30 protein-coding genes and 1 riboswitch are annotated in these 24,870 nt (G+C 48.4%); of the genes, 23 read left to right on the forward strand and 7 right to left on the reverse strand.

Features of this window, described 5'->3' with window-relative positions; genetic code table 11:
• Positions 1-115 precede the first annotated feature (115 nt).
• From B0G52_RS17895 to B0G52_RS17930, 8 genes are all read left to right on the forward strand, one after another.
• Positions 116-970: an ABC transporter ATP-binding protein gene (locus B0G52_RS17895; RefSeq protein ID WP_094046748.1), complete on the forward strand. Its 855-nt coding sequence runs from the start codon at positions 116-118 to the stop codon at positions 968-970.
• A complete protein-coding gene (locus tag B0G52_RS17900; RefSeq protein ID WP_094046749.1) occupies positions 963-1,619 on the forward strand; it encodes an ABC-2 transporter permease in 657 nt (218 codons plus the stop codon). The genes B0G52_RS17895 and B0G52_RS17900 overlap by 8 nt, the downstream gene beginning before the upstream one ends.
• Positions 1,616-1,981 (forward strand): GntR family transcriptional regulator, encoded by a 366-nt coding sequence (locus B0G52_RS17905; RefSeq protein WP_094046750.1) that lies wholly within the window; start codon positions 1,616-1,618, stop codon positions 1,979-1,981. The genes B0G52_RS17900 and B0G52_RS17905 overlap by 4 nt, the downstream gene beginning before the upstream one ends.
• Before the next feature lie 139 nt (positions 1,982-2,120).
• Entirely contained in the window at positions 2,121-3,002 is an 882-nt protein-coding gene (locus B0G52_RS17910) for a haloalkane dehalogenase (protein ID WP_094046751.1), read from the forward strand.
• A gap of 161 nt (positions 3,003-3,163) precedes the next feature.
• Positions 3,164-3,790 (forward strand): NAD(P)/FAD-dependent oxidoreductase, encoded by a 627-nt coding sequence (locus tag B0G52_RS17915; protein ID WP_094046830.1) that lies wholly within the window; start codon positions 3,164-3,166, stop codon positions 3,788-3,790.
• An 85-nt stretch (positions 3,791-3,875) separates the two neighbouring features.
• On the forward strand, positions 3,876-4,262 hold the full coding sequence (locus tag B0G52_RS17920) for a MerR family transcriptional regulator (protein WP_233162768.1): 387 nt from the start codon (positions 3,876-3,878) through the stop codon (positions 4,260-4,262).
• Positions 4,262-5,266, forward strand: a complete 1,005-nt coding sequence (locus B0G52_RS17925) for an oxidoreductase (RefSeq protein WP_094046753.1) — start codon at positions 4,262-4,264, stop codon at positions 5,264-5,266. Before B0G52_RS17920 ends, B0G52_RS17925 begins: the two co-directional genes overlap by 1 nt.
• Before the next feature lie 102 nt (positions 5,267-5,368).
• Complete coding sequence (locus B0G52_RS17930; protein WP_158223765.1) at positions 5,369-5,869, forward strand: DinB family protein; 501 nt, start codon at positions 5,369-5,371, stop codon at positions 5,867-5,869.
• 12 nt (positions 5,870-5,881) lie between these two features.
• On the opposite strand, the gene B0G52_RS17935 is transcribed toward B0G52_RS17930, so the two are convergent.
• Together B0G52_RS17935 and B0G52_RS17940 are read right to left on the reverse strand one after the other, a co-directional pair.
• Complete coding sequence (locus B0G52_RS17935) at positions 5,882-6,622, reverse strand: class I SAM-dependent methyltransferase (protein WP_094046755.1); 741 nt, start codon at positions 6,620-6,622, stop codon at positions 5,882-5,884.
• Between the two features lie 136 nt (positions 6,623-6,758).
• On the reverse strand, positions 6,759-7,355 hold the full coding sequence (locus tag B0G52_RS17940) for a TetR/AcrR family transcriptional regulator (RefSeq protein WP_158223766.1): 597 nt from the start codon (positions 7,353-7,355) through the stop codon (positions 6,759-6,761).
• Between the two features lie 113 nt (positions 7,356-7,468).
• Positions 7,469-7,529, forward strand: a riboswitch (Fluoride riboswitch).
• Between the two features lie 160 nt (positions 7,530-7,689).
• Between B0G52_RS17940 and B0G52_RS17945 the strand changes: the two genes are divergently transcribed.
• Positions 7,690-8,913: a voltage-gated chloride channel family protein gene (locus tag B0G52_RS17945; RefSeq protein ID WP_094046831.1), complete on the forward strand. Its 1,224-nt coding sequence runs from the start codon at positions 7,690-7,692 to the stop codon at positions 8,911-8,913.
• On the opposite strand, the gene arsC is transcribed toward B0G52_RS17945, so the two are convergent.
• Both arsC and B0G52_RS17955 read right to left on the reverse strand, forming a co-directional pair.
• Complete coding sequence (gene arsC / locus B0G52_RS17950) at positions 8,903-9,334, reverse strand: arsenate reductase (thioredoxin) (RefSeq protein WP_094046757.1); 432 nt, start codon at positions 9,332-9,334, stop codon at positions 8,903-8,905. The two genes, B0G52_RS17945 and arsC, sit on opposite strands and share 11 nt — an antisense overlap.
• A gap of 26 nt (positions 9,335-9,360) precedes the next feature.
• On the reverse strand, positions 9,361-10,650 hold the full coding sequence (locus tag B0G52_RS17955) for an arsenic transporter (RefSeq protein WP_094046758.1): 1,290 nt from the start codon (positions 10,648-10,650) through the stop codon (positions 9,361-9,363).
• A gap of 96 nt (positions 10,651-10,746) precedes the next feature.
• Here B0G52_RS17955 and B0G52_RS17960 point away from each other — a divergent pair, with 96 nt between their 5' ends.
• Together B0G52_RS17960 and B0G52_RS17965 are read left to right on the forward strand one after the other, a co-directional pair.
• Positions 10,747-11,145 (forward strand): MerR family transcriptional regulator, encoded by a 399-nt coding sequence (locus tag B0G52_RS17960; protein WP_158223767.1) that lies wholly within the window; start codon positions 10,747-10,749, stop codon positions 11,143-11,145.
• Positions 11,111-11,749, forward strand: a complete 639-nt coding sequence (locus tag B0G52_RS17965; protein ID WP_233162770.1) for a nucleotidyltransferase domain-containing protein — start codon at positions 11,111-11,113, stop codon at positions 11,747-11,749. Before B0G52_RS17960 ends, B0G52_RS17965 begins: the two co-directional genes overlap by 35 nt.
• A gap of 150 nt (positions 11,750-11,899) precedes the next feature.
• Here the strand turns inward: B0G52_RS17965 and B0G52_RS17970 are convergent, their stop codons facing one another.
• Positions 11,900-12,328: an SRPBCC family protein gene (locus tag B0G52_RS17970; RefSeq protein WP_094046760.1), complete on the reverse strand. Its 429-nt coding sequence runs from the start codon at positions 12,326-12,328 to the stop codon at positions 11,900-11,902.
• 221 nt (positions 12,329-12,549) lie between these two features.
• On the opposite strand from B0G52_RS17970, the gene B0G52_RS17975 reads away from it, so the two are divergent.
• The gene (locus B0G52_RS17975; RefSeq protein WP_233162773.1) at positions 12,550-12,894 is read left to right on the forward strand and encodes a hypothetical protein; all 345 of its coding nucleotides are present in this window, start codon (positions 12,550-12,552) and stop codon (positions 12,892-12,894) included.
• 189 nt (positions 12,895-13,083) lie between these two features.
• Positions 13,084-13,527 carry a cell wall hydrolase gene (locus B0G52_RS17980; RefSeq protein ID WP_094046761.1) on the forward strand — a complete coding sequence of 148 codons (444 nt, stop codon included), beginning with the start codon at positions 13,084-13,086 and terminating at the stop codon, positions 13,525-13,527.
• Between the two features lie 133 nt (positions 13,528-13,660).
• Here the strand turns inward: B0G52_RS17980 and B0G52_RS17985 are convergent, their stop codons facing one another.
• Both B0G52_RS17985 and B0G52_RS17990 read right to left on the reverse strand, forming a co-directional pair.
• Positions 13,661-14,095, reverse strand: coding sequence for a flavodoxin domain-containing protein (locus tag B0G52_RS17985; protein ID WP_094046762.1), 435 nt, complete (start codon positions 14,093-14,095; stop codon positions 13,661-13,663).
• 21 nt (positions 14,096-14,116) lie between these two features.
• Positions 14,117-14,605 (reverse strand): MarR family transcriptional regulator, encoded by a 489-nt coding sequence (locus B0G52_RS17990; protein ID WP_094046763.1) that lies wholly within the window; start codon positions 14,603-14,605, stop codon positions 14,117-14,119.
• Positions 14,606-14,846: 241 nt separating this feature from the next.
• On the opposite strand from B0G52_RS17990, the gene B0G52_RS17995 reads away from it, so the two are divergent.
• From B0G52_RS17995 to B0G52_RS18040, 10 genes are all read left to right on the forward strand, one after another.
• On the forward strand, positions 14,847-15,410 hold the full coding sequence (locus B0G52_RS17995; RefSeq protein WP_094046764.1) for a sigma-70 family RNA polymerase sigma factor: 564 nt from the start codon (positions 14,847-14,849) through the stop codon (positions 15,408-15,410).
• Positions 15,400-15,903 (forward strand): DUF3600 domain-containing protein, encoded by a 504-nt coding sequence (locus B0G52_RS18000; RefSeq protein ID WP_094046765.1) that lies wholly within the window; start codon positions 15,400-15,402, stop codon positions 15,901-15,903. Before B0G52_RS17995 ends, B0G52_RS18000 begins: the two co-directional genes overlap by 11 nt.
• A gap of 130 nt (positions 15,904-16,033) precedes the next feature.
• A complete protein-coding gene (locus B0G52_RS18005; RefSeq protein WP_094046766.1) occupies positions 16,034-16,924 on the forward strand; it encodes a hypothetical protein in 891 nt (296 codons plus the stop codon).
• A 48-nt stretch (positions 16,925-16,972) separates the two neighbouring features.
• The gene (locus tag B0G52_RS18010) at positions 16,973-17,731 is read left to right on the forward strand and encodes an aminoglycoside adenylyltransferase domain-containing protein (protein ID WP_094046767.1); all 759 of its coding nucleotides are present in this window, start codon (positions 16,973-16,975) and stop codon (positions 17,729-17,731) included.
• Positions 17,732-17,930: 199 nt separating this feature from the next.
• Entirely contained in the window at positions 17,931-20,186 is a 2,256-nt protein-coding gene (locus B0G52_RS18015; RefSeq protein ID WP_094046768.1) for an ATP-binding cassette domain-containing protein, read from the forward strand.
• A gap of 99 nt (positions 20,187-20,285) precedes the next feature.
• A complete protein-coding gene (locus tag B0G52_RS18020; protein ID WP_198960675.1) occupies positions 20,286-20,567 on the forward strand; it encodes a hypothetical protein in 282 nt (93 codons plus the stop codon).
• Positions 20,543-20,845: a type II toxin-antitoxin system RelE/ParE family toxin gene (locus tag B0G52_RS18025; RefSeq protein ID WP_094046769.1), complete on the forward strand. Its 303-nt coding sequence runs from the start codon at positions 20,543-20,545 to the stop codon at positions 20,843-20,845. The genes B0G52_RS18020 and B0G52_RS18025 overlap by 25 nt, the downstream gene beginning before the upstream one ends.
• A 367-nt stretch (positions 20,846-21,212) precedes the next feature.
• Complete coding sequence (locus B0G52_RS18030; RefSeq protein ID WP_094046770.1) at positions 21,213-21,614, forward strand: GntR family transcriptional regulator; 402 nt, start codon at positions 21,213-21,215, stop codon at positions 21,612-21,614.
• Entirely contained in the window at positions 21,611-22,708 is a 1,098-nt protein-coding gene (locus B0G52_RS18035) for a DUF5808 domain-containing protein (RefSeq protein ID WP_094046771.1), read from the forward strand. Before B0G52_RS18030 ends, B0G52_RS18035 begins: the two co-directional genes overlap by 4 nt.
• A gap of 110 nt (positions 22,709-22,818) precedes the next feature.
• Positions 22,819-24,822 carry a serine hydrolase domain-containing protein gene (locus B0G52_RS18040; RefSeq protein ID WP_369827082.1) on the forward strand — a complete coding sequence of 668 codons (2,004 nt, stop codon included), beginning with the start codon at positions 22,819-22,821 and terminating at the stop codon, positions 24,820-24,822.
• Positions 24,823-24,870 lie beyond the last annotated feature (48 nt).

Here is a 24,870-nt window from a genome sequence, read left to right on the forward strand (position 1 = left end):
ACACCAGCCTGTGCCGATTACGCCAGTCAACTTGTATCCCAATGATTGACATGATGCGTTCGACCGTGATATATTGTGCATGCACAACATGCACAATTTGGCGGGGAGGTACGGTATGCTGGCTTTGGACATTCGGGGTGTAAATAAGAAATATCAAGCCTTTCAGTTAAAGGATGTATCTTTTCAACTGGAGAAAGGTTACATCATGGGCTTTATCGGCGCTAATGGCGCAGGAAAAACGACCACGATCAAATCGATTCTGAATATGGTTCATATCGATAGCGGCGAAGTGCGCATTATGGGCAAAAATATGGCCGAACACGAAATCGACTTGAAGCAGGAAATCGGATGCGCGTTCGGCGGCATCGATTTCTATACTCGAAGCAAGGTCAAAACGTTGACAGATGTCATTAAGAAGTTTTATACAAAATGGGACGATACGACTTACCGCCACTACTTGAGAAGATTCAAATTGGATGAAAATAAAAAAATCGCCGAATTGTCGACGGGGATGAAGGTCAAGTACGGCCTGGCCCTTGCCTTGTCCCATGGGGCGAAGCTTCTCATTCTCGATGAGCCGACAAGCGGGCTCGATCCGGTCGCACGGGACGATCTGCTGGATGTGTTTCAGGAGCTTGTCTCGGACGGGGAAGTCAGCATTCTGTTTTCCACTCATATTACCTCCGACTTGGAGAAGTGCGCGGATTTTATCACGTTCATCGAAAACGGGCAAATCGTTAACAGCGCGGAGAAGAACGAATTTGTAGAGTCCTATCGCTTGCTGCACGGCAACGAAAGTCAGCTGCGTCAGGTGAAGGAGCGACTGATTTCCTACAAAGTCAACTCGTTCGGCTTTACGGGATTAATTCATTCCACAGACTACGTCCCCTCGTCGGATATCAAAGCGACTACGCCGAGTCTCGAGGAGATCATGATTTATTTCGCGAAAAAGGAGGGTGCGAATGTATAACCTGGTGATGAAGGATTTGAAGCTGGGAGTCAGCCCTATCTTTCTGGTGATGCCTCTGCTGACAGGCGCTTTGATGCTTATTCCCGCCTGGATCTATGTTCTTGTCCCTTTATATTTTTGCTGGATCACGGTGCCGAATATGTTTGCCGGATTTAAGGCTCAGAACGATCTGTTATTTACGACGATGATGCCGGTTACGAAGCGGGACATGGTGAAAGCGAGAGTATCCGTGGTTGTCCTCCTCGAATTGTTGCATATCGGCATCGCCATGATTTTCGGCATATTCACGTTTCTCCTGTATCCGGATATGATCTATTATTTCTTTGCGCCAACCTTGGGATTCTGGGGAGTGTGCTTGGCCATGTTCGGAATTTTCAACCTGGTCTTCATCCCGATGTATTACAAGACGGCCTATAATTACGGCAAGGCAACGTTCGCATCGATTGCAGCCGCCATGCTGTTTGCGGGGATCGCGCAATGGGTGGGGATTAGCAATTCCAACGTCGCCGATGTGTTCACCGGTTCGCGCATGGATGATATGGCGCTTCAAGCTTTCATCCTGGTTGCGGGAATCGCGATATTCGCGGCATTCACGGCGATCGCTTATCGAGTCGGGTTCAACAGATTTCAGAAAGTGGAAGCGCAATGAACGTAGCGATATCGAATACGTCCGAGAAACCGATTTATCAGCAGCTTTTCGAGCAAATCAGCGCCCAGATTCTGAAAGGCGAATTGGAGAGCGGCTACTGCTTGCCGCCGATTAGACAAGCCGCTCAGGAGCTTCGCATTAGCGTCATCACCGTTAAGAAAGCTTGGGAAGAGCTCGAACGATGCGGGCTGATTCATACGATAACGGGCAAAGGATGCTTCGTGGCGGAATTTTCATCCGAAGAGATGCTGCGAATCCGCAACGATATGATTTTGACGCAAATGGAGAGCGACGTATCCTACTACAAATCTTTCGGGCTCAGCCTGGACGAAGTCGTTGAGCTGTTGAAGAGGATTTATTAGATGGCATCCATGTTGACCGAATCTCAGTTACCCGGAGAGACGGTCTTCTTTATAGTTTAAATTAGTTGCAATAACATCCTATTAGGTGTATTCTGGAATTAGTTGCAATAGCATTCTGTTTGAAAGGGAGAAATGAAAAATGATTAACGAGGCGTTCCCTTATGAGAAAAAACGAATTCAAGTATTCGGATTAGAGATGGCTTACGCGGAAGAAGGGAGCGGCGACCCGATCGTCTTCCTGCACGGCAATCCGGCATCCTCCTATCTCTGGCGCAACATTATTCCGTATGCCCGGAAGTTTGGGCGCTGCATTGCGCCCGATCTCATTGGAATGGGGGATTCGGCCAAGCTTCCGGATAGCGGACCTGACGCATACAACTTTGCCGAGCACCGCCGTTATCTGGACGAGCTGCTTGATCGGCTTGGCGTGAACGAGCGCGTGATTTTCGTGGTACACGACTGGGGATCGGTGCTGGGCTTTGACTGGAGTAAGCGACATCCGGGCAAGGTCAGAGGCATCGTCTACATGGAGGCGATTATTAAGCCGCGCAGTTGGAGCGAAATGCCGGAGACGGGACGTAAAATCTTCCAAGCGCTCCGGACGCCGGAAGGGGAGCAAATGGTGCTGGAGCAAAACTCGTTCATCGAGTTCAACCTGCCCGTCAATATACTGCGCAAGCTGACGGATGAAGAGCTGGCACAGTACCGCCGGCCGTTCCTGGAGCCTGGCGAAGGCCGCCGTCCGATGCTTAGCTGGGCGCGCGAGCTTCCGTTCGTCGGAGATCAGACAGGCATACCCGAAATAGTGACCGAGAATGGAGAATGGCTGGCGCAAAGCGATATTCCCAAACTGTTCATTCAATGCGATCCCGGCTTATTGCCGCAATCCCACATCGATTACTGTCGGACATGGCCCTCGCAGACCGAGGTTACCGTGCCGGGCCGTCACTATCCGCAAGAAGATGCGCCCGACGAAGTGGGCGAAGCTCTTGCCGCATGGCTGAGAAATCTGATTGGTTAAAGCAAACCCGGTCGAATTTCGAAATTCGACCGGGTTTTGGTTTACCCAATAATAGCTCGCGTTAGAACAGACCAGACCGCTCGATTGTTGACCAATTATAGGGTAGTAGGGTATTCTATTTAGAGTTAGGAATTTGAAACGAAAAAAAGGTGATGATACTTATGGGAGAGACAATCAAGATCGCCATTAGTCCTGCGGTTCAGCTTGGAGGCAGTCTGTTCACTCCGAACCAGCTTATAGAAATCGGCAATATCCTTGGAGCGGATACAACAGTAGAATTGACCTCCTTCAAGCAGTTATATGCAGAGGTGCCGATCGATCAACGCGATGCCATAAAGGAAGAGCTTGAACGAAACGGACTTGAGGTGAACCCGGCGGGCTTCGTAACGAAGAGCCTAATCGCTTGCAACTTCTGCAGAGGAGCAGAAGACGCAGGGCTTGAAACGGCGATTAACCTAAACAAAGCAATATCAGGTATCGCAACGCCTACACCTCTGAAAATTGGCTATGCCGGATGTGCGTTAGGTACGAGCGAGCCGCTAATTAAGGATATCGGTATCGTCAAAATGCGCGACAAGTTCGACATTTACATTGGCGGCGAGCCTAAGGGACTTAAAACCTCATTCGCCAAGCTGCTTCTTTCAGGAGTGATGGAAAATCAGCTTATACCTGTCATAACCGCCATTATTGAATTTTATAAGGTAAATGCTAAAGGCAAAGAGAAGCTCAGCAAATTCGTAGACCGAATGTCGCTTGAGAAGTTGAGAGAGATCTCATTTATTTTTTAGTTTAGTGCTTGACCTGGAGCATACTCCAGGGATTAAAGTTAGGATGCACAGCAATACTGAATGCTTGAAGGGGGGGTTCAAACGGTTGCCTGAACAGACTTTCACGATTTCCGAAGCGGCGGAAATGACCGGACTTAGTATCGATACGCTCCGCTATTACGAGAAAATCGGCTTGGTCGGATCTCCAAACCGCGGTCCTGGCGGGCAACGGATGTACGGCAGCGAAGATGTGGGGAAAATCCAATTTGTCACCTATCTCAAGCGAACGAATATGCCGCTCAAGAAAATCATGGCATACGTTCAATCCTATAACGAACAGGACGAAGATTCCTGCTATGCACTGCTCGACGAACATCGGTCGTCAATCGAGAGCCAGCTGACCGAATTGAACACAACGCTTCAGTTAATCCGGTACAAGCTTGAACATTTTCAGGAAATTAAAGATGGTAAAGAAAAGGGAGGCAATCTGTGATGAATACAGCAAACTTGGCCAAAACGCCTCAACAGCCGCTCCATTCCGGTTACGGCCCCCGCACCACCGCGGAAGAATTGATCGGCAATGTCGATTTGAACGGAAAAGTCGCGATTGTCACGGGCGGCTATTCCGGTCTCGGACTGGAAGTGTCCCGAGTGCTGGCCAAGGCTGGCGCCCAAGTCATCATCCCCGCGAGATCGCCGGGCAAAGCGGAAGCCGCAGCAGCATCCATTCCGGGAGCGGAACTCGCGGAACTGGATCTGGCCGATCCCGCTTCCATCGATCGGTTTGCCGGCGCGTTCGCAGAGTCCGGACGTCCGCTGCACATGCTGGTGAACAGTGCCGGCATTATGGCCATTCCGGAGAAACGCGACGAGAGAGGGTACGAGCTGCAATTCGCCACCAACCATCTGGGACACTTTCAGCTTACGGCAAGGCTGTGGCCGGCGCTGCAACGCGCGAACGGCGCGCGTGTCGTATCCGTATCTTCAGGCGGGCACAGTCTGGGGGATATCCATTTCGAGGATCCGAATTTTGTGAACCGGCCCTACGATAAATGGGAAGCTTACGGGCAATCGAAAACGGCTAATGCGCTCTTTGCCCTGGAATTGGACAGGAGGGGAGCCGCTCATCATGTGCGGGCTTTCTCGGTTCATCCCGGCTCTATTATAACCAATCTGTCCCGCTTCTTATCCGACGACGAGATGAAGTCGATGGGGGCGCTTAACGAACAGGGACAGCGCACTTTTACCGAAATGACGGAGGAAAACAAGACGATTCCCGAAGGGGCGGCCACGATCGTCTGGTGCGCGGTAAGCGAGCAGTTGGACGGCAAGGGAGGCGTGTATTGTCAGAACGTTGACATTGCTCCGGCGGTGCCGAAGGAGCGAATCCATGAGCCCGGCATGACCGGCGTATGGCCTTGGGCAACGGACGAGCAATCGGCCGAGCGGCTCTGGCAATTGAGCGAGAAGCTGACGGGCGTCTCATTTCAAATCTGAGATATCGGAAACGTGGCTGTCTCCTATTCGTTTAGGGGACAGCCACGTTGCACGGCGACCAACAAGTTGATATGATGGTAAAAAATAGGGAGGTTGCGTGCATTGGATACTTCAACTGTCGTCATTGATTTGCTGTTAAGAAAATACAAGTCGGATCAAACCTGGGTTCGCGTGGCCCTTAAGCAGTTATCCGAAGAAGATATCGTTTGGTCGCCTACACCTGACAGCAACAGCATTGCGAACCTGATTGCGCACATATCGGGAGCGGTTAAGCAATGGTTTGAAACCGTTTACTTCGGTGTCTCCTATGAAGATGTAGATAGAAGCAAAGAGTTCGATCAAGGACTGCAAATGACCAAAGAGCAGGCATTGGAGCTTTTTCAAAATGCCTATGATCGAATCATTGACGTCCTCGAAATGATGAAGGCGAATCCGGAAAGGTTGCTGGAGCAGCCGTATCTAGATTTCCCGCCGTTTAACAGCGGCCTGGATAATAAAGCGACGATTCTGGACATGCTGCTGCATCAGTTCAGGCATTTGCCGGGTCATATCGGACAAATCATCTATATTGCGAAAATGAGGAAGGGACAACTGCAGTGGTAGGGTGGTAGGTGACTATAGCTTCCTTGCTTTGATTACAAAAGTGACAGGAAGCATCTTGGCTTTCTTGACCAAATCGCTGCGATCGTCCCGCGATTGCATCATTGCTTCATCGGATTCCTCAATCAGTTGCTCGATTACAAATCCCGCTTTGGCCAACGCATTCACGTAGGTTGATAGTTTACGGTCCGATAACTTTAACTCACCTTCAACAAGAGGTACGGAGTACCAGGATTCATCGAAATAACATTTTTTGAAAACAAGACTATCGTTTTCCGCAACAACGCATTTATGTATCGGGTGAGACCAGCTGAAAATAAATACGCCGTCTTTTTTTAGATAAGAAGCGATGCGGCGAAAAGTTCCCTCAAGGTCGGTGGTCCAGCCTATGGCGTATACGGAATAAACGAAGTCAAAATAATTCACGGGCAGGCCGCATTCTTCTTCCATGGGGGAACAGATCAATTTGGCCGATAGACCGCAGGACTGCAAATGTTGCGCGGCCTTTTCGAGCTGGTTTTCCGATATATCCACGGCCCACAGTTCAGAGGCTTGGCGTTCCCCGTGATATTGCAGCGATTGACCGTTACCGCAGCCGATCTCCAGCATCTTCTTCCCCGCAACGTCGCCAAAAAGCCGGCATTTCTCTTCCGAGACAAATGCTCCATACGAAGGAAGCACGATTGCTCCTAAGAAGTCGTTTCCTTTGGTGTCCCAATAGAAGCTGTTTGTTTGATAAACGGAATGTTTGTCCATGTCGACATCCTCTCCAAAACGTAGCTTATTACGCTAATAACTGAATCGACTAATACTGCCGAGCGGGATGCGTCATTTTTTTAATTGCAATACTGATTCTCATAAATAGGGTCATGAACAAGGATAGTCGCTAGTCCTACTCGGGGGCATGTGCGATTTGAAGGCCGTTAAGAAACAAATCAACAATCTGCCGGGCCACTTCCTTCGGCGACAACCGATCGGTCAGCAATTGGGTGACTGTCAATCGATCAATGGCTCCGACCAGGCTATGCGCCACCACTTCCATGTCCAGCTCTTTCCGGAAGTAGCCGAGCTCCTGCTCCGAACGCAGGTTGCCTGCGACGATATCCACGATTGTTTTCTTGATCGCTTCCGCCTCCGGATGTTGGATGAAGCCGATCTGCGTGAGGCCGCGATTATCGTTTAAGAAGCCGAGAATACGTTCCAGGACGAAGGCGACCCTCCAGGCGATTTCCCGCTGCTGCAATCCCGGTTCAATTCGGCTGCTCTCGAGCAAATCGATTATGCCGGTGCGGAATTGGCGAACGAGTTCCTCGTAGATCGCTTCTTTGCTTGAAAAGTATAAGTAAAAGGCGGGCTGAGTCAAGTCCGCTTTCTTGACGATCTCGCTGATTTTGGCCTCATGATAACCGTGCAAGGCGAATTCCCTTTCCGCTACGCGCAGCAATCTCTGCCGCGTTTCCCGCCCTTTGAGCCCCTTCGCGTTCGACATCTCGTTGTGCATCCTCCAATTCTGCCGAGTATACCGCAATAATATAATAGTACGTTTCTTCATCGGAATTGTAAATTGGGCTCCTTTGGTGCTATACTACTAAATGAAGCAGTAACCGAATAGGCGATGGAGTTCGCCATTAACCGCCTTAGTGCTAATAACTCCTACCAATGTCACGTTTATTTTGCGTGCATTGGTAGGAGTTTTTTTGCATTTATTACACGATAAGGAGAGAATAAGTTTGAAAAATTTCATTGAAGACCGAGCATTACAAGTTAGAAGCTACGCGAAAAGATGGATTCATGCGGGAATTTTTGCTGACTTGCTTAAATGGATGTTATTAGGCGGGCTTGTGGGAATCTTTACTGGATCTGCATCAGCACTGTTTTTGGCGAGCTTGGATTGGGCAACGGACATTCGAACGGCCCATTCGTGGATGCTTTGGCTCCTGCCTGTAGGCGGAGCTGCTGTCAGTTACCTTTATTTGAAGTTCGGCAAGGAGGCATCCAAAGGCAATAACCTAATCCTGGAGCAAATTCACGGAGGTAAAGAGGCGGCGATTCCGTTCCGAATGGCTCCCCTTGTTCTCTTTGGAACGATTGTAACGCATTTGTTCGGCGGATCGGCAGGAAGGGAGGGAACGGCGGTACAAATGGGCGGGAGTTTGGCCGAATGGATTGGCAAAGTTTTCAGGTTGAGTCCGCTCGACCGTAAAATCATTTTGATGTGCGGAATAAGCAGCGGATTTGGCTCTGTGTTCGGCACTCCCTTAGCAGGCACAGTGTTTGGTCTTGAGGTTCTTGTTATTGGTCTTATCCGGTACGAGGCGCTAATTCCCTGCTTCATCGCAAGTTTCGTAGGCGATCAAGTTACAACAGCTTGGGGAATCCATCATCTTCAATATCAAATGGGGGAAGTGCCGGATTTTAGCGGCTTGCTCTTGTTAAAGGTCGTTTTGGCCTCCGTCTTGTTCGGATTAACAGGTCTGTTCTTCAGTGTGTTGACTCACCGCCTAAAAGCGCTTTTCACAAAGGTGTTTAAGAATCCCGTCATCAAGAGCTTTTGCGGCGGGTTTGTCATTATAGGCATGGTGTACCTCTTCGGAACAAGGGAATATCTAGGATTGGGTATTCCGCTCATTCAGCAATCTTTCAGTGAAAGTGCAGCACCGTTCGCCTTCTTGCTGAAAACAATCTTTACGTCCGTCACGCTAGGAGCTGGGTTTCAAGGCGGCGAAGTAACCCCGTTATTTGCAATCGGTTCGACTTTGGGGAGCTCACTGGCACAGTTGTTGCATTTATCTGTTCCATTCCTGGCCGCCATCGGTTTTATCTCGGTATTCAGCGGCGCAACCAACACGCCGATCGCTTGCTTCATTATGGGAATCGAATTATTCGGAGCGGAAGGCGCCGTGTATCTGTTTATTGGGTGTATGATCAGTTATTTATTCTCCGGCCATACCGGAATTTATGCGGCTCAGCGGATCGGAGTTTCCAAGAGCAGATCAATTGTCATCGAGGAAAATGCCACTCTTGGCTCCATGCACATCAAAAAATAGTTTTGCCTTCCTGTACGAACCGTTCAACACGAGCCTTAATAGCGTTCCGTACTTCACGGAACTGACTCATAACCTCATCCTCTGTTCCAGCAGCTTTCGCGGGATCGTCAAAGCCCCAGTGCCATTTGATCACGTTGGGATTGGAGATGACCGGGCAATGTTCATCCGCATGGCCGCACAACGTGATGACGTACGTCGCTCGATTCAGAATGTCAGGATCGATGACGTCGGAGCTGTTCGAAGAGATATCGACACCGGCTTCCTCCATCACTTTAACCGCTCGCGGGTTAAGTCCATGCGCTTCAAGGCCTGCACTCTTCACTTCATAGAGATGACCTCCAAGCGCGTTCAAGAAACCGTCCGCCATCTGGCTTCTGCATGAGTTGCCGGTGCAAAGAAAGTAAACCAAAGGTTTCGTCATGATCATCTACTCCTTAATTTATGAGGTTAATGAATGATCTTCAGCCAGAAATACAGACTTGTCAGTGTGATGAAGAGGACCGGAATAGTCAACATCATGCCAATCTTGAAGTAATAGCCCCAGCCGATTTTTACTCCTTTGGCGGCAAGGACATGGAGCCACAGAAGGGTGGCTAATGAACCGATCGGCGTCATTTTCGGACCTAAATCAGAACCGATCACATTCGCGTAAATGAAGGCTTCCCGAGTTAATCCCGTTACCTCGGTACTCTGAATCGCAAGCGCGTCGATCATTACCGTCGGCATATTGTTCATGATCGAGGACAGGATGGCCGCAATGAATCCGGCAACTAAGGCGGCTGAGTAGAGCCCTTGAGCGCCGGCCCATTCAAATAATCTGCCGAGCTCATCCGTAAACCCGACATTTCGCAACCCATACACAACGACATACATCCCGATCGAGAAGACGACTACTGCCCAGGGCGCACCTTTTACGAGCTTCCAAGTATGAATTCCTTTGCTTTGGCGGGCGAGCAGAAGGAGGAGGAGCGCTGCAATTCCAGCGATAATCGAGACTGGAACACGAAGAAACTCACTCCCCAAGTAACCGGCCAGCAATACGGCTAAGATCACCCAAGATAACCGGAACAGCCGCATGTCCTTGATGGCTTCTTTCGGCGCTTTTAATTGAGCGAGGTCGTATTGCTTCGGAATCTTTTTGCCAAACGCGAGGTACAGCACCAACAAACTAGAGCCAATGGCGAATAGGGCGGGGACGATCATACGCCCGGCATATTCGACGAATCCAATCCCGAAGAAGTCTGCAGATACGATGTTTACCAAATTGCTGACGATGAGCGGGAGGGAGGCGGTATCCGAGATAAATCCGCTGGCCATGATGTAGGGCAATATCATTCGTTCATCGAACTTCAGCGCTCGAACCATAGCCAAGACGATCGGCGTCAGGATCAGAGCGGCCCCGTCGTTCGCGAAGAACGACGCAACGGCAGCACCGAGCAAGATGACGTACACGAACATCAGATTTCCGTTGCCTCTGGCCAACCGGGCCATATGAAGCGCGGCCCATTCGAAAAAGCCGACTTCGTCAAGGACCAACGAGATCAGAATGACCGCTACGAAAGCAAGCGTCGCATTCCATACGATCTGCGTCACATCCCACACATCATTCCAATTTACGACCCCGAAGAGCAAAGCCAGAATCGCACCGGCGCTCGCAGACCAACCGATACTAAGTCCGCGAGGCTGCCAAATCACTAACACCAAAGTCACGATGAAAATTGCCAACGCTGTAATCATGATCCCTCCCCTAAGTTGTCCTGAACGGATCGATATTGTATGCTGGGGAAAAGCATATCACTTCAAGTGAACTTGAAGTCAAGGGGGCGGATTTCTGTGTTATCGATAGGTGAAGTCGCGGAGAAGAGCGGAACGACAACATCGGCTTTACGTTATTACGAACAGATCGGATTGCTTGAGCCGCCTCAGCGCATAAGCGGTAAGCGGGTGTACAAGGAGGAGATTTTAGGACGAATAGATACGATAAAACTAGCCCAAAGCGCGGGATTTCAAATTCAAGAAATCAAACAGCTGCTGGATGGTTTTGATTCGCAAGTGGCGCCTTCCGAGAGGTGGAAGCTGATGGCCGCAAAAAAACAGGAGGAGCTCGAAGCGAAGATTCAACAAATGACCCGAATGAAAATGATTCTAGAAAACAGCGTGAATTGCGATTGTTTGTCTTGGGAGGAATGTTTTCAAGATGAGCGACCTGAATTTTCGAAAGGCGAGGGATAGGTTGAGGACGGATATAAGCAATTGGATGCCGCTATCCGTGTCGGAGATCCATGCAATTTTTGCCGTCATACCGATAAGATGGTGTATGGCCGGGGGCTGGGCATTAGATTTGCATCTGCGCAAACAAACCAGGGAACATAGTGATATTGATGTTATCATTACTCGTGAAGAGCAATTAATAGCGTACACTCATTTAACCCGGGATTGGGTGTTATACAGGGCCGAAGATGGCAAGCTGAGTCTATGGGAAGATGGGGAGTATTTGAGTTCGACAAGTGATGTATGGATTAGCAGGAATAACGAGTCTCCTTGGGCTTTTCAACTTATGATCATCGATACCGGAGAAGATTGGTGGACGTATAAAAGAGATAAATCCATTAGAAGGCCAATATCCGACCTTATTTTGAAAACCGACGAAGGCATACCTTATTTGAGACCGGAAATCCAACTTCTTCATAAAGCAGGCAGTTCGAAAATACGGGAGAAGGATTATAACGACTTCCTGACCATGCTTCCGTCGCTACTGCCACATGAAAAAGCATGGCTGAAGTCTGCTATAAACCGTCAATTTCCGGAAGGCCATGACTGGGTCAAGCTTTTGTGAATTGTCCCATTTACCAGAGCAACACTTCCGCTCAGGGAACTGCATCCCGGTTCGGACTGAAGCTGAAGTTAATATTGACTATAAGAAAACCGCCTTGGTGAAAAGGCGGTTTTTTCCACATTAGCGGAATGAGCAGTAGCACATGAAATATTAAAATTTACGTTTTTGATAGGGGATACCGTTGCCATCTTCACAATAGGATTTGAGACTATAAAGGAAAATAGCCCAGTTGTAGTTGCAGGAGCGATAAAATGGCGTTACTTCTTTCCAGTTCATATGACGCAAAGTAATAAAAGACTTCCCATTCCTCTCTTCAATATCAAAGGAAATCATCGTACCAATCCACTCTGCATCTGAATCCATACACTGCCAAACAACTTTTTTATCAGGGATCAATTCCTCTATTCGCATCTTGGTTACGTCATTGCTGCCGAATCGAAATTCATTAATAAAGCCAATCTGGTTATGAACAATGAGTTCATTGGTCCATATTTCCGACAATCCTTCAGCGGTGGTTAAAATTTCATACACCTTCGACGCTGGAGCATGTACGGTTTGCAAGTGCTCAATATTGGCCATGACTTACCCCTTTCTAACTGGAATAATTTATGCTTGATGCTTATGATAACATAACTAACTAATAGATTCTTTTGGATTGCTGCTTCCTGCCCGGCAGAAACGGAAAACCAGAACTTGACGGACAAATGAGGACTAGGCAAACCCGAAGGGGCTAATCTAACATAGAACGTACCAGTCAAAAGAGAACCTTTAACGACGAAGGAGAAAAGGGGTAATCCGCTATGTTCAGATCGACATCCTTGCGCATATTTGTGATCAGCGGCATTTTCTTCGCCATTACGATTATTCCGTTTTCTTTGTTTCTGGCTAACCGATTTTCTCACTTCGCGTACTCTCAGATGGGAACGTTTAATCAGGACCGCATCGATGAAATGGCAGAGCGGACGGAGTTGATGCTGGACAAGCTGAAATGGTACAGCCTGAATATGTACGAAGACCAGACCATTCAAAGCTGGATCTATGCTTCCGCCGATAATTTGCTGCAAAATGCCGGTACGATGCGGGTTCTAACCAAATCCTTATCCAATGAGCCTTTTATTGAATCCGCTTACTTATTTCCTGGATGAGATCGAAGTTCTCGGAGTTAACGGCAAGGCGGCCGGAGCCGCGGTTTTGCCGGCTGCGCCGTAAACCGTAAACCATCAATTCCCAGAAGGCATGACGGGTCAACTTCTGGGAATTGACGGATTCGGTCACAGTAACACATTCCGTTCGCCTACAATATGATGAGTCTAGAAAGCTAAAGAGGTGAGCCAATGGCAGTCGTTAAAGCCCGGCAACAGGACATCGATATGTTGGCAAGACTGCTTCGAGCGGAAGCTGAGACCGAAGGCGAAATGGGTATGCTCCTGGTTGGCAATGTCGGCATTAACCGAATCAGATCCAATTGCTCCGATTTCAAAGGACTTCGGACCATTCCTCAGATGATCAACCAGCCGCATGCGTTCGAAGCCTTGCAGCATGGGATGTACTATCAAAGCGCAAGAGATAGGGAACGCCGTCTGGCGCAACGGGCCGTGAACGGGGAGAGGAATTGGCCGGCCAAGTTCTCCCTGTGGTATTTCCGTCCTGGAACGTTCGATAATCCCGGTCCCTGTCCGCCAACGTGGTATAATCAGCCGTTCGCAGGACGGTGGAAGAAGCACTGTTTTTACGAACCGACCGCCGAAGAATGTGAAAATGTATATAATACGTTCTAAAGTTATAAGCATTGTTCTGCAACAAGCCGCGTAAATCGCGGCTTTTTTGTGTGCCTGAAATGGCGAGTACGATTTTAATTAAGGGTTGTAACACGTTCAGGAGAGAACCCGTCCGATGTGGATGGGGTTCCTTTTACTGTTCGAACTTCTCGGCGAAAGCCTTGATCCGATCTACAAAAATCCCTTGCAGCTGATCGGTGCCTTCCTTAGGCGCCTTGTAGGCTTTATAACCCCCGAACGATTCAATGCAGAGCGCCGCTTCTCTTAGGTCGGCTGGAATATTTTTCTCGATAATCTCATCCGTCTCCTTGGGCTTCTCGTTGCAAATAAAGTATCCCATGACTTTCTTCAGGAGCTCATCATGATTCTTTTTGATGAAGTCCCGAATCGGCTTGTATATTTTCCCGTCTCTTACTCCCGCCCCCAGAATGATCCGGTCGAATTCTCCGATAGCGGGCTTGTCCGTCTCCAAGTTGCATGTCTTGCAATCCGACAGTTGCTCGGACAATACGTTAACGCATTGCGCCGTTGCTCCGGTTTTTGTTGCGAATAGAACGAGTACAGCCATTTTTTCTTCACCCTTATCCTTTTATGCTTTGTTGCGCGCTTTCGAATTAAGATGATGGATCTGATCCTCCAGGACCGCGCTAGCTTGGCCAAGGAATTGTGTTATGAGAGCGAGTTCTTCATCCGAGTAGGAAGAGGCTAACTTCACCATCTCCGCATGAAGCTGAAGGTATATTCTGCTGACGTCTTCTTTATTCTCGTATAGCGGAACGATAATGACCTTGCGGCGGTCCTTCGGATCAGGTTGTCTTTGAACAAAGCCGTTCTTCTCTAACCGATCGATTAGCGCGGTAACGCTCCCTGTCGTGAGCCCGGTTAGCTTCGAGAGCTCGCCTGCCGTGATAGGGCCTTTCTCATGCAGGATATCGATGGATAAGAAATCATTATTGTATAACCCGAGAGCGGTTGCGACGCTTTGCTGATAGAGCACCGTTCGGGTTCCTAAGCCTCGCATGCGCAACGTGAAATTTTCCTGCTGCTCCGTAGGTTGTATTGGCCGATCACTTGTCACAAGGCAGCCCTCCTCTTCAGAATCACAATATCTTGATTATCAAGATTCTTTATGATTAATATACTTGATGATGCGTCATAAATCAAACTTCTTATCGGAGGTCTGTTTCGCGATATCGTAAATCGCGGCTTTTTTTGGTTTCCTAAAATGGCGGGTATCGCCAAAAAAGTTTATTCTTTTACTGAACCTTTTTCCCCTTGGGAGCGAATTAAGGGTTGTAACACGTTCAGGAGGGGCCCCCATGAATGATAAAGAGTTGCTTCCATGGCTTGAAAAAGCGACGTCGGGCGATGAGTCGGCCTTCCAGCTTGTCTATCAGGCGACTCATCAAGACGTCTATCGGACGGTTGCTTTTCTCGTCTACAGCAAACAGGACATTGAGGATATCGTGAATGAAGCTTACATACGCATGTGGCGATCGTTTCACACGTACGACCCGCAGCGGCCGTTCCGGTATTGGCTGCACGGGATCGTTGTACGTCAGGTTCAGGATTGGAAGAGAAAGGCCTGGCGGCGAATTCGCCTCTTTGAACGAAATCGCCAGATGACTCGCGAACAGTTCGAGTGGACGGACAAAGCCGTCCTGCAGTCAGAGATGCAGCTTGAACTGTTCAGACTTGTCCGACAGTTGTCGTACAAACTGCGTGTGGTCGTCATTCTGCGTTATTTTCACGACTATGCTCTGGAAGAAATCGCAGACATGCTGCAGATCCCCGTCGGCACAGTGAAATCCAGGCACCATCTGGCACTGAAAGAACTCCGGAAAAGATTCGAACTGACGGGAGGAGACGCATATGTCTATTGACAAGCAATTGCGCGAAGAGCTGCGCAAGGGGGCAGATTCAATGCACTGCCCACCCGATTTGTATGGACGTGTCCAACAGTCCTATCAACAATACGTGAACGAAAAGAGAGGTAGATCCCCCATGAAAAAACGCATACTCGTAGGTATTGCCGCAATAGCGATCCTCATTCCGTCTGCTGCGCTTGCTGGTTCCTACCTGGCCGACGATATTTTCGGTTCTTCTGCGACCATTGAACAACACGGCGGCTCGCAGGAAGATTATCAAGTGATTGAAGAGATGCTTCAGGCGGCGAAAGGCAAGCTTACGGAAGACGAGTTCAAGGAGTATATGGAGCTGACCAAGCAGATGGTGCAATTAAAGCTGAAGATCACCGATGAAAACGGCGTCGTACACGAGGAGAGCCTGACTAAAGAAGAGCAGCAGCTGTTTGAGCAACTGGCCTCCAAACTCGGCCCGTACTTCGAGAAGATTAACGCAACCTCCAACCCGTAAGAAAATGGAGCAGGAACCCCGTCCGATGTGGAGGGGGTTCCTTTTTCGTTTTCCAGAAATATCATTTTTTGATACGATGGAGAGGCAGGGAAAGATGGCTTTCTAAAGAAACGGAGCAGAGACCCAAACCATGATGGAACTAACGATCGAAACGGTTACTCATTTACTTCAAAAACATCAGATTAAGGATGAAATAGTACGTATTCAAAAATTATCAGGAACAACTTCCGGATTCGTTTTCAAGTTGGAATCCAAGCAAGAAAGTAAATTTATCTTGAAGTTTGATGATCCAAACCAGATTGAATTAGCTAAACACTTGCTTGATACGTATAGGGACTCGATATTACTTCCTAAAGTCCTTTTGATTGCTGAAGACAATTCATACTTTGTTTATACTTTTATTGATGGAACAACTCATGTAGGTCGCGGACAAAAGAGAGAGTGGATGAAAACTTTAGTCAAAGATTTACTTAATAAATATGTGAAAGATACAAAGACAAATACATGGGGAAGAATAGCATACCCACGGGAGACATGGAAAGAATTTAATGAAACAAGCATTGAAGAAGCAAGGATGAATCTTAAGAATGTACTATCAATAGAAGACTATAATTACGTTAAATTCAAAACTAATCAATTGTTTAATGATGATTCAGAGCAAGGCAATAAATACTTATTGCATGGGGATACTGGCGTTCATAATTTTGTCTATAATGATTCAACATTAATTGGTGTGATTGATCCGTCACCTATGGTGGGACCCATTATATACGATTTTCTATATGCCTTTTGTTCGTCTCCTGATGATATTGATTCTGACACTTTGTTTTACGCATCGGAATCTCTTCAACAAGGAAATGTTGAAAGGACAAGATTAGTTGAGGAAACTCTGATCCATCTTTATTGTCGAACAGGTCTTAGCGTACGGCATCATCCGAATGATTTGACCGAATACATAAAGGCGTGGGAACATTGGAAGCAAATGTGCAAGCAGATCGATGAGGGTAAAGGCTTCATCTAACTTCGCGTTCACGCTGCACCGAGCAAATAACATGAAGGTGGAAACCAAGTGAATCAACAAGCCGTTTTGGATCGTATAACCCATCTTTTGAAAGATGATTTGTCCGAATCGCTCACAGGTATCTATCTACATGGATCTATGGCAATGGGATGCTTTAATCCTTTTCAAAGCGATATAGACTTATTAGTGTTAGTCAAAGAAACACAACCAATAAACGTCTATAAGAAAATTGCAAAGAAACTAATCGCTCTGGAAGAAGAGTTAAAGATCTATAAGGGGTTTGAATTAAGCGTGGTATTGGACACTTATGCCCTTGATTTTATCTACCCAACTCCTTTTGAATTTCATTATTCTTCCTATCACAAAGAGAACTATAGATTGGATGAAAGCTATTTCTGCGGAGGATATGATGATCCTGACTTGGCGGCTCACTTTGTTGTGATCTATCATCGTGGGATTGTACTTAGCGGAAGTCCGATAATGGAAGCATTCCATCCTATAGACAAACGATTTTACATGGATTCAATCAAGTCAGATGTTGACGGGGCCCTGGAAGGAATTATAGAAAACCCAGTGTATTACGTATTGAATCTATCAAGAGTGTTACTGTACTTAAGAGAATCTGTTGTATCTTCAAAGAAAGAAGCCGGTGAATGGGCATTAAGCGAATTGCCTAAACAATTTGAAGATACAATCACACAATGCCTTGCCAAATATGAAAATAGATTGGATGTCTTAAATCTTGAAGGTAAAACCCTCATCGATTACACGAATTATATGCTTGGTGAAATTGAAAAGTTAATGTGATTAAATACCAAGTTAAAAGACTTATATAGGGAACGATCCGCTTTCCGTCGAAAAGAGAGGAGACCTGCAAGTACCGGAATTCATTCAGTCGTCAATGATAAGCGATAGAAGCGGGCGATAATTCTTTGATTGTTGACACTCTGTTGACAAGAATGATGGAATACAATGTCCTTAAGAACTTATGGAAAGGATGTTAGTCATGCCAGTATTCGATCATGATCACATTGTCATCACTGGAGCGAGGGAGAACAATCTAAAGAACGTTTCACTGCGTATACCCAAACGAAAAATCACGATATTCACCGGGGTATCCGGATCCGGAAAGTCTTCCATTGTTTTTGATACAATCGCAGCTGAATCGACACGGTTGTTGAATGAAAACTTCAGCATGTTCGTACGAAACTTCCTGCCCCGAATTCCGCAGCCTGATACGGATGCGATCGAGAACTTGAGCATGGCCGTCATCGTGGATCAGAAAAGATTAGGGGGAGGTTCCCATTCTACAGTGGGCACGATAACCGATATCGCTCCGATTCTTCGTCTCCTATTCGCCAGAGTGGGTCAACCTCATATCGGACAAGCAAGCCTGTTCTCATTCAATGATCCGCAAGGGATGTGTCCTGAATGCAGCGGGTTGGGACGCAGGCTTGGGGTGGACATGGGCAAAGCGGTGGATATGTCGAGATCGCTTCGCGAAGGGGCTATAAGACTTCCGGATTATGCAGTGGACGGATTGGAATTGAATATGGTCATTCAGGCGGGTGCTCTGGACCCAGATAAGAAGCTGAACACGTATTCAGAGGATGAGCTTGATCGGCTTCTGTACGCAAAGGCGAGGAAAGTTCAGATGGATTTCGCAGGAAAAGCGATGAATATGACGGTTGAGGGCGTTATCGAGAAATTCACCAACAAATACATCAAGCAGGACGTAAAGACGAAGTCCGAACGCACTCAAAGAGCGGTTGTGCCTTTTCTCACCGAAGGGCCGTGTACGAGTTGTCGTGGAGCAAGACTCAGTCAGGCAACGCTGGCCTGCAGAATTAATGGACGCAATATTGCGGAGATGACTTCAATAGAGATTGGACAGCTCATCGATGTCATTCGGGAGATTGATGATACCGTTGCTGAGCCGATCGTGAGATCCTTGACTGAGCGACTTCAGCATCTTGTCGATATTGGACTGGACTACCTGACCTTGGATCGCGAAACGGATACGTTGTCCGGTGGTGAGTCGCAGCGTGTGAAGATGGTGAAGCATTTGAGCGGCAGCCTGGTAGATGTCACATACATCTTTGACGAGCCTAGCGTCGGTCTGCATCCCCGCGATGTACATCGTCTGAACGAACTGCTTCAGCGACTGCGCGACAAGGGGAACACGGTTATTGTCGTCGAACATGATCCCGATGTCATCAAAGTGGCGGATCATATCGTGGACGTTGGACCCCGCGCAGGCAGCAGAGGGGGCCAGATCGTATATGAAGGCAGCTTCCATGGTTTGCTGGACTCCGGCACGCTGACGGGCAATTATATGAGACGACCGCTTCTCCTGAAACAAGAGTGCAGACAGCCTTCCGGCAAGCTGTCCATTCGGGACGCTTCCCTCCATAATTTGCGGCATGTGAATGTAGATATTCCTACCGGGGTATTGACCGTCGTTACCGGAGTCGCCGGTTCCGGGAAAAGCACGTTGATTAACGAATTATTCCTGCAGCAACATCCGGATGCGATCGTCATTGATCAATCAGCGGTTGGCGTGTCTACTCGGTCGAATCCCGCCACGTACACAGGCATCATGGATGACATTCGTAAAGCGTTCGCTTCGGCCAATAAAGTGAATCAAGGCTTATTCAGCTTTAACTCCAAGGGAGCATGCGAGAATTGCCAAGGGCTAGGCGTTGTGTATACGGACCTTGCGTTTCTCGACAGCGTGAAGCTGCCATGCGAAGCATGCTGCGGGAGGCGGTTCAAGGAAGAGGTGTTAGCCTACCAGCTGCACGGCAAGTCTATTGTGGAAGTTCTGGAGATGACGGTAGAACAAGCACTGGACTTCTTCCAGTTGAAGGACGTTGTGCGCAAGCTCCAGGCCATGAGCGATGTCGGGCTGAATTATATAACGCTGGGCCAGCCTCTCAGTACCTTGTCAGGCGGAGAATGCCAGCGCATCAAGCTGGCCAGCGAATTGCATAAGGATGGAAGCATTTACGTCATGGACGAGCCAACGACAGGTCTGCATATGTCGGATATCGGCCTTCTAATGGAAATTATGAACCGGCTCGTGGACAAGGGCAATACGGTCATCGTTATTGAGCATAACCTTGACGTCATCAGTCAGGCGGACTGGATAATTGACATGGGGCCTGATGGCGGCAGCAGGGGGGGCCAAATCGTATTTGAGGGGAAACCTGAACATATCATTCAAACGAAACAATCTCTCACAGGGGACTATCTAAAATAAACATGGCGCTTTTACTGAACGAAGCAGGAACCCGTCCGATAGGGGCTGGGTTCCTTTTTCCATTTTCCAGAAATATCATTTTTTGATACGATGGGAGGGGTGGCTCGTGAATACCAAAAATGTTATGTAAAAGAGCGAAGAGAATTCCAAATCCGGGTATGTTATAATATTGTCGAGGTGATGCTAAAAATGCTTAAAGATGATGTAAAACACATGCTTGATAAGCTTCCTGCCGATTGTTCCATTGAAGATATTCAGTATACACTGTATGTTCGTTCCAAGATCGAAAAGGGACAAAAGGACATCGAAGAAGGAAACCTCCTGACTCAGGATGAGGTTAAAGCGAGGCTGGATAAATGGCTGAACAAGAACAAACAGTAATTTGGACCGTTACAGCCTACAAAGATCTTCAAAACATTGTAGAATTTATTTCGGAAGATTCAACATATTATGCACTTTCATTTTATGAAGACATAATGAATAAAGCAAGGACACTAATTGACTTCCCGCACAGAGGACGAATCGTTCCAGAGATGGACGATCCTAATTTGCGGGAAGTTTTTGTACATAGGTATAGATTGATTTATCAAATACAAAACGGAAGCGTAATCATCAAGACAATAATACATGGGGCAAGAAACATACTAAATGACAGTTAAAGTTTAGGTGTTCCTTTACATTTAACTCTCAACCGCTCCTTCGGATCTTAAAGGAGTCGGACAGCCGATTGAACCGATCCAGCGGTATAACGATTGGAACAGGCCACTTTTTCCTGATCTAGGGAATTTCTATGATACCACGGCAGCTGACCCCAAATCAGCTGCCGTTTTCTGTAAGTAAGGCTTTGTTTAGCGATATCACTTATGAAAACTCATTAAGCTAGATGGAAGAATCTTCAACTGGATCTTGCTTATCATTTTCATATCTGTTATATATGTAATATAACAAACAACAAAACGAGGCGGGTGGTTCGATATGGAACAGCTTCGACATGTCAAAATCGCGCGCGGTTAAGGAGGGATATTCTTGTTTATAGAGCTCGATTTGCAATCGGAAACCCCGATTTACGCACAACTGGTTGACCAGATCGTCGAAGGGATCGCCTCCGGTGCCTTGAAGCCTGGCGATCCGCTTCCGTCGATCCGGAACTTGTCGGAGGACTTGGGGATTAATCTCCATACCGTCAACAAGGCCTACAATTTGCTCAAGCAGGAGGGTTTTCTTCAAGTACACCGGAAAAAGGGCGTTATCGTTCAACCCGACGGGATGCCGGGCGTGACGGAGGAATTCGAGGAGAAGCTCCGACAGCAGCTGCGGTCTCTTGCGGCGGCAGCTGCGGTACGAGGCATGTCGGAAGAGGCATTCGCGCAAGAGAGCAAGTCGGTGTACCGGGATATGATTATGAATCGCGGAGGGGAACAGCGTTGACTGTACTGGAAACCATCCTGATATCCAGCTTCTATTTGTTTATTGCGTTGCTGATCAGCATACAGGGCTATACTGGCTTGCGGACCCTGCTGTTCGGCATCGCACTGCCGGAGGAGGCCGTTCAGGATACGGCCGTCCGAGGCATTCGCCGCAATTACGTCTTGCTTACCGGCGGTTTTGCGATCGTCATCGGAGCAGCTTGCTTTACAGTAACGCGTGATCAAACGACGGTTTGGAGTTTGCGGTGGTGGGGGGCCGCCATCTTGCTTTTAATGATTGTGTCGGTCTTCGCCGTTCGCATCAGCCGGATGTCCGCGCAGCGCCTGAAGACGGCCAGAGGCTGGCAGGTCGCGCTCCAGACAAAGCGCGCAGCAAATCTTATGGTCGGTCGGACACAGCGTTCAGTGCTGGGCTATTGGTGGTATTTGGCGCATGTCGCCGTGATGATGGTAGGTATCTTCTTTGCCGTTACAAGATGGAACGAGATCCCGCAGTCGTTCGCGATACATATGGGCCCGAATGACTCTCCGGATTACTTCATTAACAAATCCGTATGGACCGTGTTCATGATGAACATCGTGCAAGCTTTGATGATCGCGTTATTCGCCGGCTATAATCGGATGATTAGCCATGCCAGGACATCCCTAGATCCCCAGGATCGGGAAGCTTCGTTGCGTAAACAGTTGAAGCTCAAGAAAATCCATTCGATTACCGCTTGGGGGATTTCTCTGCTGGGGATTGCAAACTTAGGGTTGCTGCAAGCCGTAATCTTGTACGGTTGGAAGCTTAATCTGCTCTTGCGCTTCAACATCTCGTTTGTGGTGGTGTTCATCATAACGCTGATCGGCGTCTTGCTTTACCTGCGTTTCAGAGGTCTTGATCAGCACCGGGACGTTCCGTCGCAGGAGGAGCGGCACTGGAAATGGCTCGGCAGCATTTACGCGAACCCCGAAGACCCCGCGTTGTTCGTTCTGGATAGATACGGCTTCGGATGGACGATCAATATGGCTAATCCGCGCGGTAAGATCATAGCTGCTGCGTCGATAACCGTACTGATGACCGCTGTTCTCATCCCCATTTTCAGTTTTCGATAAACAAAGCAAGCTTCGGAGGGAGAGTTTCAATGCTAGAAATTCGATGGATAACAGGAGTTGTGCTGGCTGTGTGTCTGCTGCTAACCCCTTACGGCGACAAGACCGCAGCAATGGATTCGCCTTCGAACAAGGCTGCGATCGCCTACGAGGCAACCCGGAAAACGGCAACCGAGAAGGCCGATCTCCTCACGAAAGCTTACGGCGCGAACAGCGTGCAGTATGCCATTATCGATCATGGCAGCATCATCGTATCCGGCCAATCCGGCAGGAATGATGAGAAGGGGCATATTCCGCTCACGAAAGAAACGATGTACGGGATCGGCTCGACGAGTAAAATGTTTATCACGGTTGCCGTCATGCAATTGGTCGACCAGGGGAAAATCGATCTCGATACTCCGGTCGTCCAGTATATTCCCGAGTTTACGATGAAGGATGAACGCTACAAGCAGATTACGCCGCGCATGCTGCTGAATCATTCTTCCGGTCTAAGCGGAACGTCGACGACGAGCATTGTGTTATTCGAAGATAACGATACCTACAGCTACGATACGCTGCTGAAGCAATTGGCCGGTCAGACCTTGAAGGCGGAACCAGGTGCTTATTCGGTTTATTGCAATGACGGATTTACGCTGGCCCAGATTCTGATCGAGCGAGTCAGCGGCATGGACTTTACCGCTTACATCCACCAATCTATTACGGTGCCTCTGGGTATGACCCATACGAAGACGCCGCTGGATTCTCCGAACACGGAGAAGATGGCGGGACTCTATTATCCTGCCTATGCCGGACAACTTCCCAACCAGACGTTCAACTTGATTGGGACGGGAGGCATTTATTCCACGGCGGAAGATTTAGTTCGATTCTCGAAAATTTTCACGGGCGAAGCGGAAGAAGTCTTATCCGTCAAATCCGCTGCGGCCATGGCGCAAGACGAGTACAAGACGTCCCTATGGCCAGACGATGCGGACAACTCATTCGAATACGGTCTGGGCTGGGACAGCGTCAATCTGTATCCCTTCAACGAATACGGATTAAAGGCGCTGACCAAAGGCGGAGACACGCTTCTGTATCACGCATCGCTCGTTGTGATTCCGGAGCACAATATGGCGGCGGCTGTTGTCTCATCCGGCGGGCACAGCACGATCAACCAACTTCTGGCGAACGAAATTCTGCTTCAGGCTCTAAGAGAGAAAGGGACCATTGCCGAATTCAAGCCCGAGAAGTCCTACGGCGCTCCGGTAAAGGCGGATATGCCGGAGTCCGTGCTGCAGTATTCGGGAGTCTATGGCGCGACCGGTACAACGATCAACGTCGATATTGCCGAAGGCGGCGTCATGTCCATCTCCTCGGAACCGTGGCCCGATAATCCGGCCCAGATTTACGAATATTCAGCAGACGGCACGTTTCGGAGTGCGGATGGGAGTGTGATGATCAGCTTCGAGACGGAGGAAAATGGCCGTACCTACGTATGGCTTCGCCGATACGCTTCGCTTCCGGGTCTTGGGCAGTTGGCCATGTCAGAGTACAGCGCCGAGAAGCTCCAGCCTCAGGATCTTTCGACGGAGACTCAAGCAGCATGGATGAAGCGCGACGGCAAGAAGCATTATCTGTTGAATGAGAAGTATACGTCGCTCGTATATCTGGGGTTGCCGCGCATCCAATTGAATATGTCGAGACAATTGCCTGGGTACGTGTTGGATAAGCGAATAACAGGTCCGAATACAGCCGTCTCCGAATTGCAAATTCCGGGAATGAACGGACGGGATCTCACAGATTTAACATTCATTACGCAAGACGGCGTTGAGTACCTGAATATCGGCGGAAGCCTCTTCGTGAATGAAGGCGCCGTGAAGCCCATCTACGTCGGTAAGAAGTCAATCGTTACGATTCCGTCGAGCGGATATGCCAGATGGTATACGATAAGCGACAAAGACGGGGGCAAGACCGTTAAGATCAGCCTGTCCTCGAATGCCTCCTTCGCCGTTTATAATGCGGAGGGAGCATGCATCTACTTCAGTGTCATCGGAGACCAGGATCAGGTCGAACTGCCCGCTGGAGGATCGATTGTTTTCGCAGGAGATGCAGGCACGAAGTTCGAGATTTCCGCACGGTAGGTTCAGGATTTAGAGGGTGTACCAACGTCATCATATGACGGAGGGACA

The organism is Cohnella sp. SGD-V74 (genome assembly GCF_003001675.1).
Classification (GTDB): Bacteria; Bacillota; Bacilli; order Paenibacillales; family Paenibacillaceae; genus Cohnella.

Excerpts from the sequence above, each read along its gene's own strand:
- B0G52_RS17935 (WP_094046755.1), bottom strand. The coding sequence starts at position 6,622 with ATGGACAAACATTCCGTTTATCAAACAAACAGCTTCTATTGGGACACC.
- B0G52_RS18015 (WP_094046768.1), top strand. The coding sequence starts at position 17,931 with ATGCCAGTATTCGATCATGATCACATTGTCATCACTGGAGCGAGGGAG.
- B0G52_RS17970 (WP_094046760.1), bottom strand. The coding sequence starts at position 12,328 with ATGGCCAATATTGAGCACTTGCAAACCGTACATGCTCCAGCGTCGAAG.
- B0G52_RS17940 (WP_158223766.1), bottom strand. The coding sequence starts at position 7,355 with ATGTCGAACGCGAAGGGGCTCAAAGGGCGGGAAACGCGGCAGAGATTG.
- B0G52_RS18025 (WP_094046769.1), top strand. The coding sequence starts at position 20,543 with ATGGCTGAACAAGAACAAACAGTAATTTGGACCGTTACAGCCTACAAA.
- B0G52_RS18005 (WP_094046766.1), top strand. The coding sequence starts at position 16,034 with ATGATGGAACTAACGATCGAAACGGTTACTCATTTACTTCAAAAACAT.
- B0G52_RS17900 (WP_094046749.1), top strand. The coding sequence starts at position 963 with ATGTATAACCTGGTGATGAAGGATTTGAAGCTGGGAGTCAGCCCTATC.
- B0G52_RS17980 (WP_094046761.1), top strand. The coding sequence starts at position 13,084 with ATGGCAGTCGTTAAAGCCCGGCAACAGGACATCGATATGTTGGCAAGA.
- B0G52_RS17925 (WP_094046753.1), top strand. The coding sequence starts at position 4,262 with ATGAATACAGCAAACTTGGCCAAAACGCCTCAACAGCCGCTCCATTCC.
- B0G52_RS17910 (WP_094046751.1), top strand. The coding sequence starts at position 2,121 with ATGATTAACGAGGCGTTCCCTTATGAGAAAAAACGAATTCAAGTATTC.
- B0G52_RS17895 (WP_094046748.1), top strand. The coding sequence starts at position 116 with ATGCTGGCTTTGGACATTCGGGGTGTAAATAAGAAATATCAAGCCTTT.
- B0G52_RS17905 (WP_094046750.1), top strand. The coding sequence starts at position 1,616 with ATGAACGTAGCGATATCGAATACGTCCGAGAAACCGATTTATCAGCAG.
- B0G52_RS17965 (WP_233162770.1), top strand. The coding sequence starts at position 11,111 with ATGAGCGACCTGAATTTTCGAAAGGCGAGGGATAGGTTGAGGACGGAT.
- B0G52_RS17955 (WP_094046758.1), bottom strand. The coding sequence starts at position 10,650 with ATGATTACAGCGTTGGCAATTTTCATCGTGACTTTGGTGTTAGTGATT.
- B0G52_RS18040 (WP_369827082.1), top strand. The coding sequence starts at position 22,819 with ATGGATTCGCCTTCGAACAAGGCTGCGATCGCCTACGAGGCAACCCGG.
- B0G52_RS17995 (WP_094046764.1), top strand. The coding sequence starts at position 14,847 with ATGAATGATAAAGAGTTGCTTCCATGGCTTGAAAAAGCGACGTCGGGC.
- B0G52_RS18000 (WP_094046765.1), top strand. The coding sequence starts at position 15,400 with ATGTCTATTGACAAGCAATTGCGCGAAGAGCTGCGCAAGGGGGCAGAT.
- arsC (WP_094046757.1), bottom strand. The coding sequence starts at position 9,334 with ATGACGAAACCTTTGGTTTACTTTCTTTGCACCGGCAACTCATGCAGA.
- B0G52_RS17945 (WP_094046831.1), top strand. The coding sequence starts at position 7,690 with ATGTTATTAGGCGGGCTTGTGGGAATCTTTACTGGATCTGCATCAGCA.
- B0G52_RS17975 (WP_233162773.1), top strand. The coding sequence starts at position 12,550 with ATGTTCAGATCGACATCCTTGCGCATATTTGTGATCAGCGGCATTTTC.
- B0G52_RS17915 (WP_094046830.1), top strand. The coding sequence starts at position 3,164 with ATGGGAGAGACAATCAAGATCGCCATTAGTCCTGCGGTTCAGCTTGGA.
- B0G52_RS17985 (WP_094046762.1), bottom strand. The coding sequence starts at position 14,095 with ATGGCTGTACTCGTTCTATTCGCAACAAAAACCGGAGCAACGGCGCAA.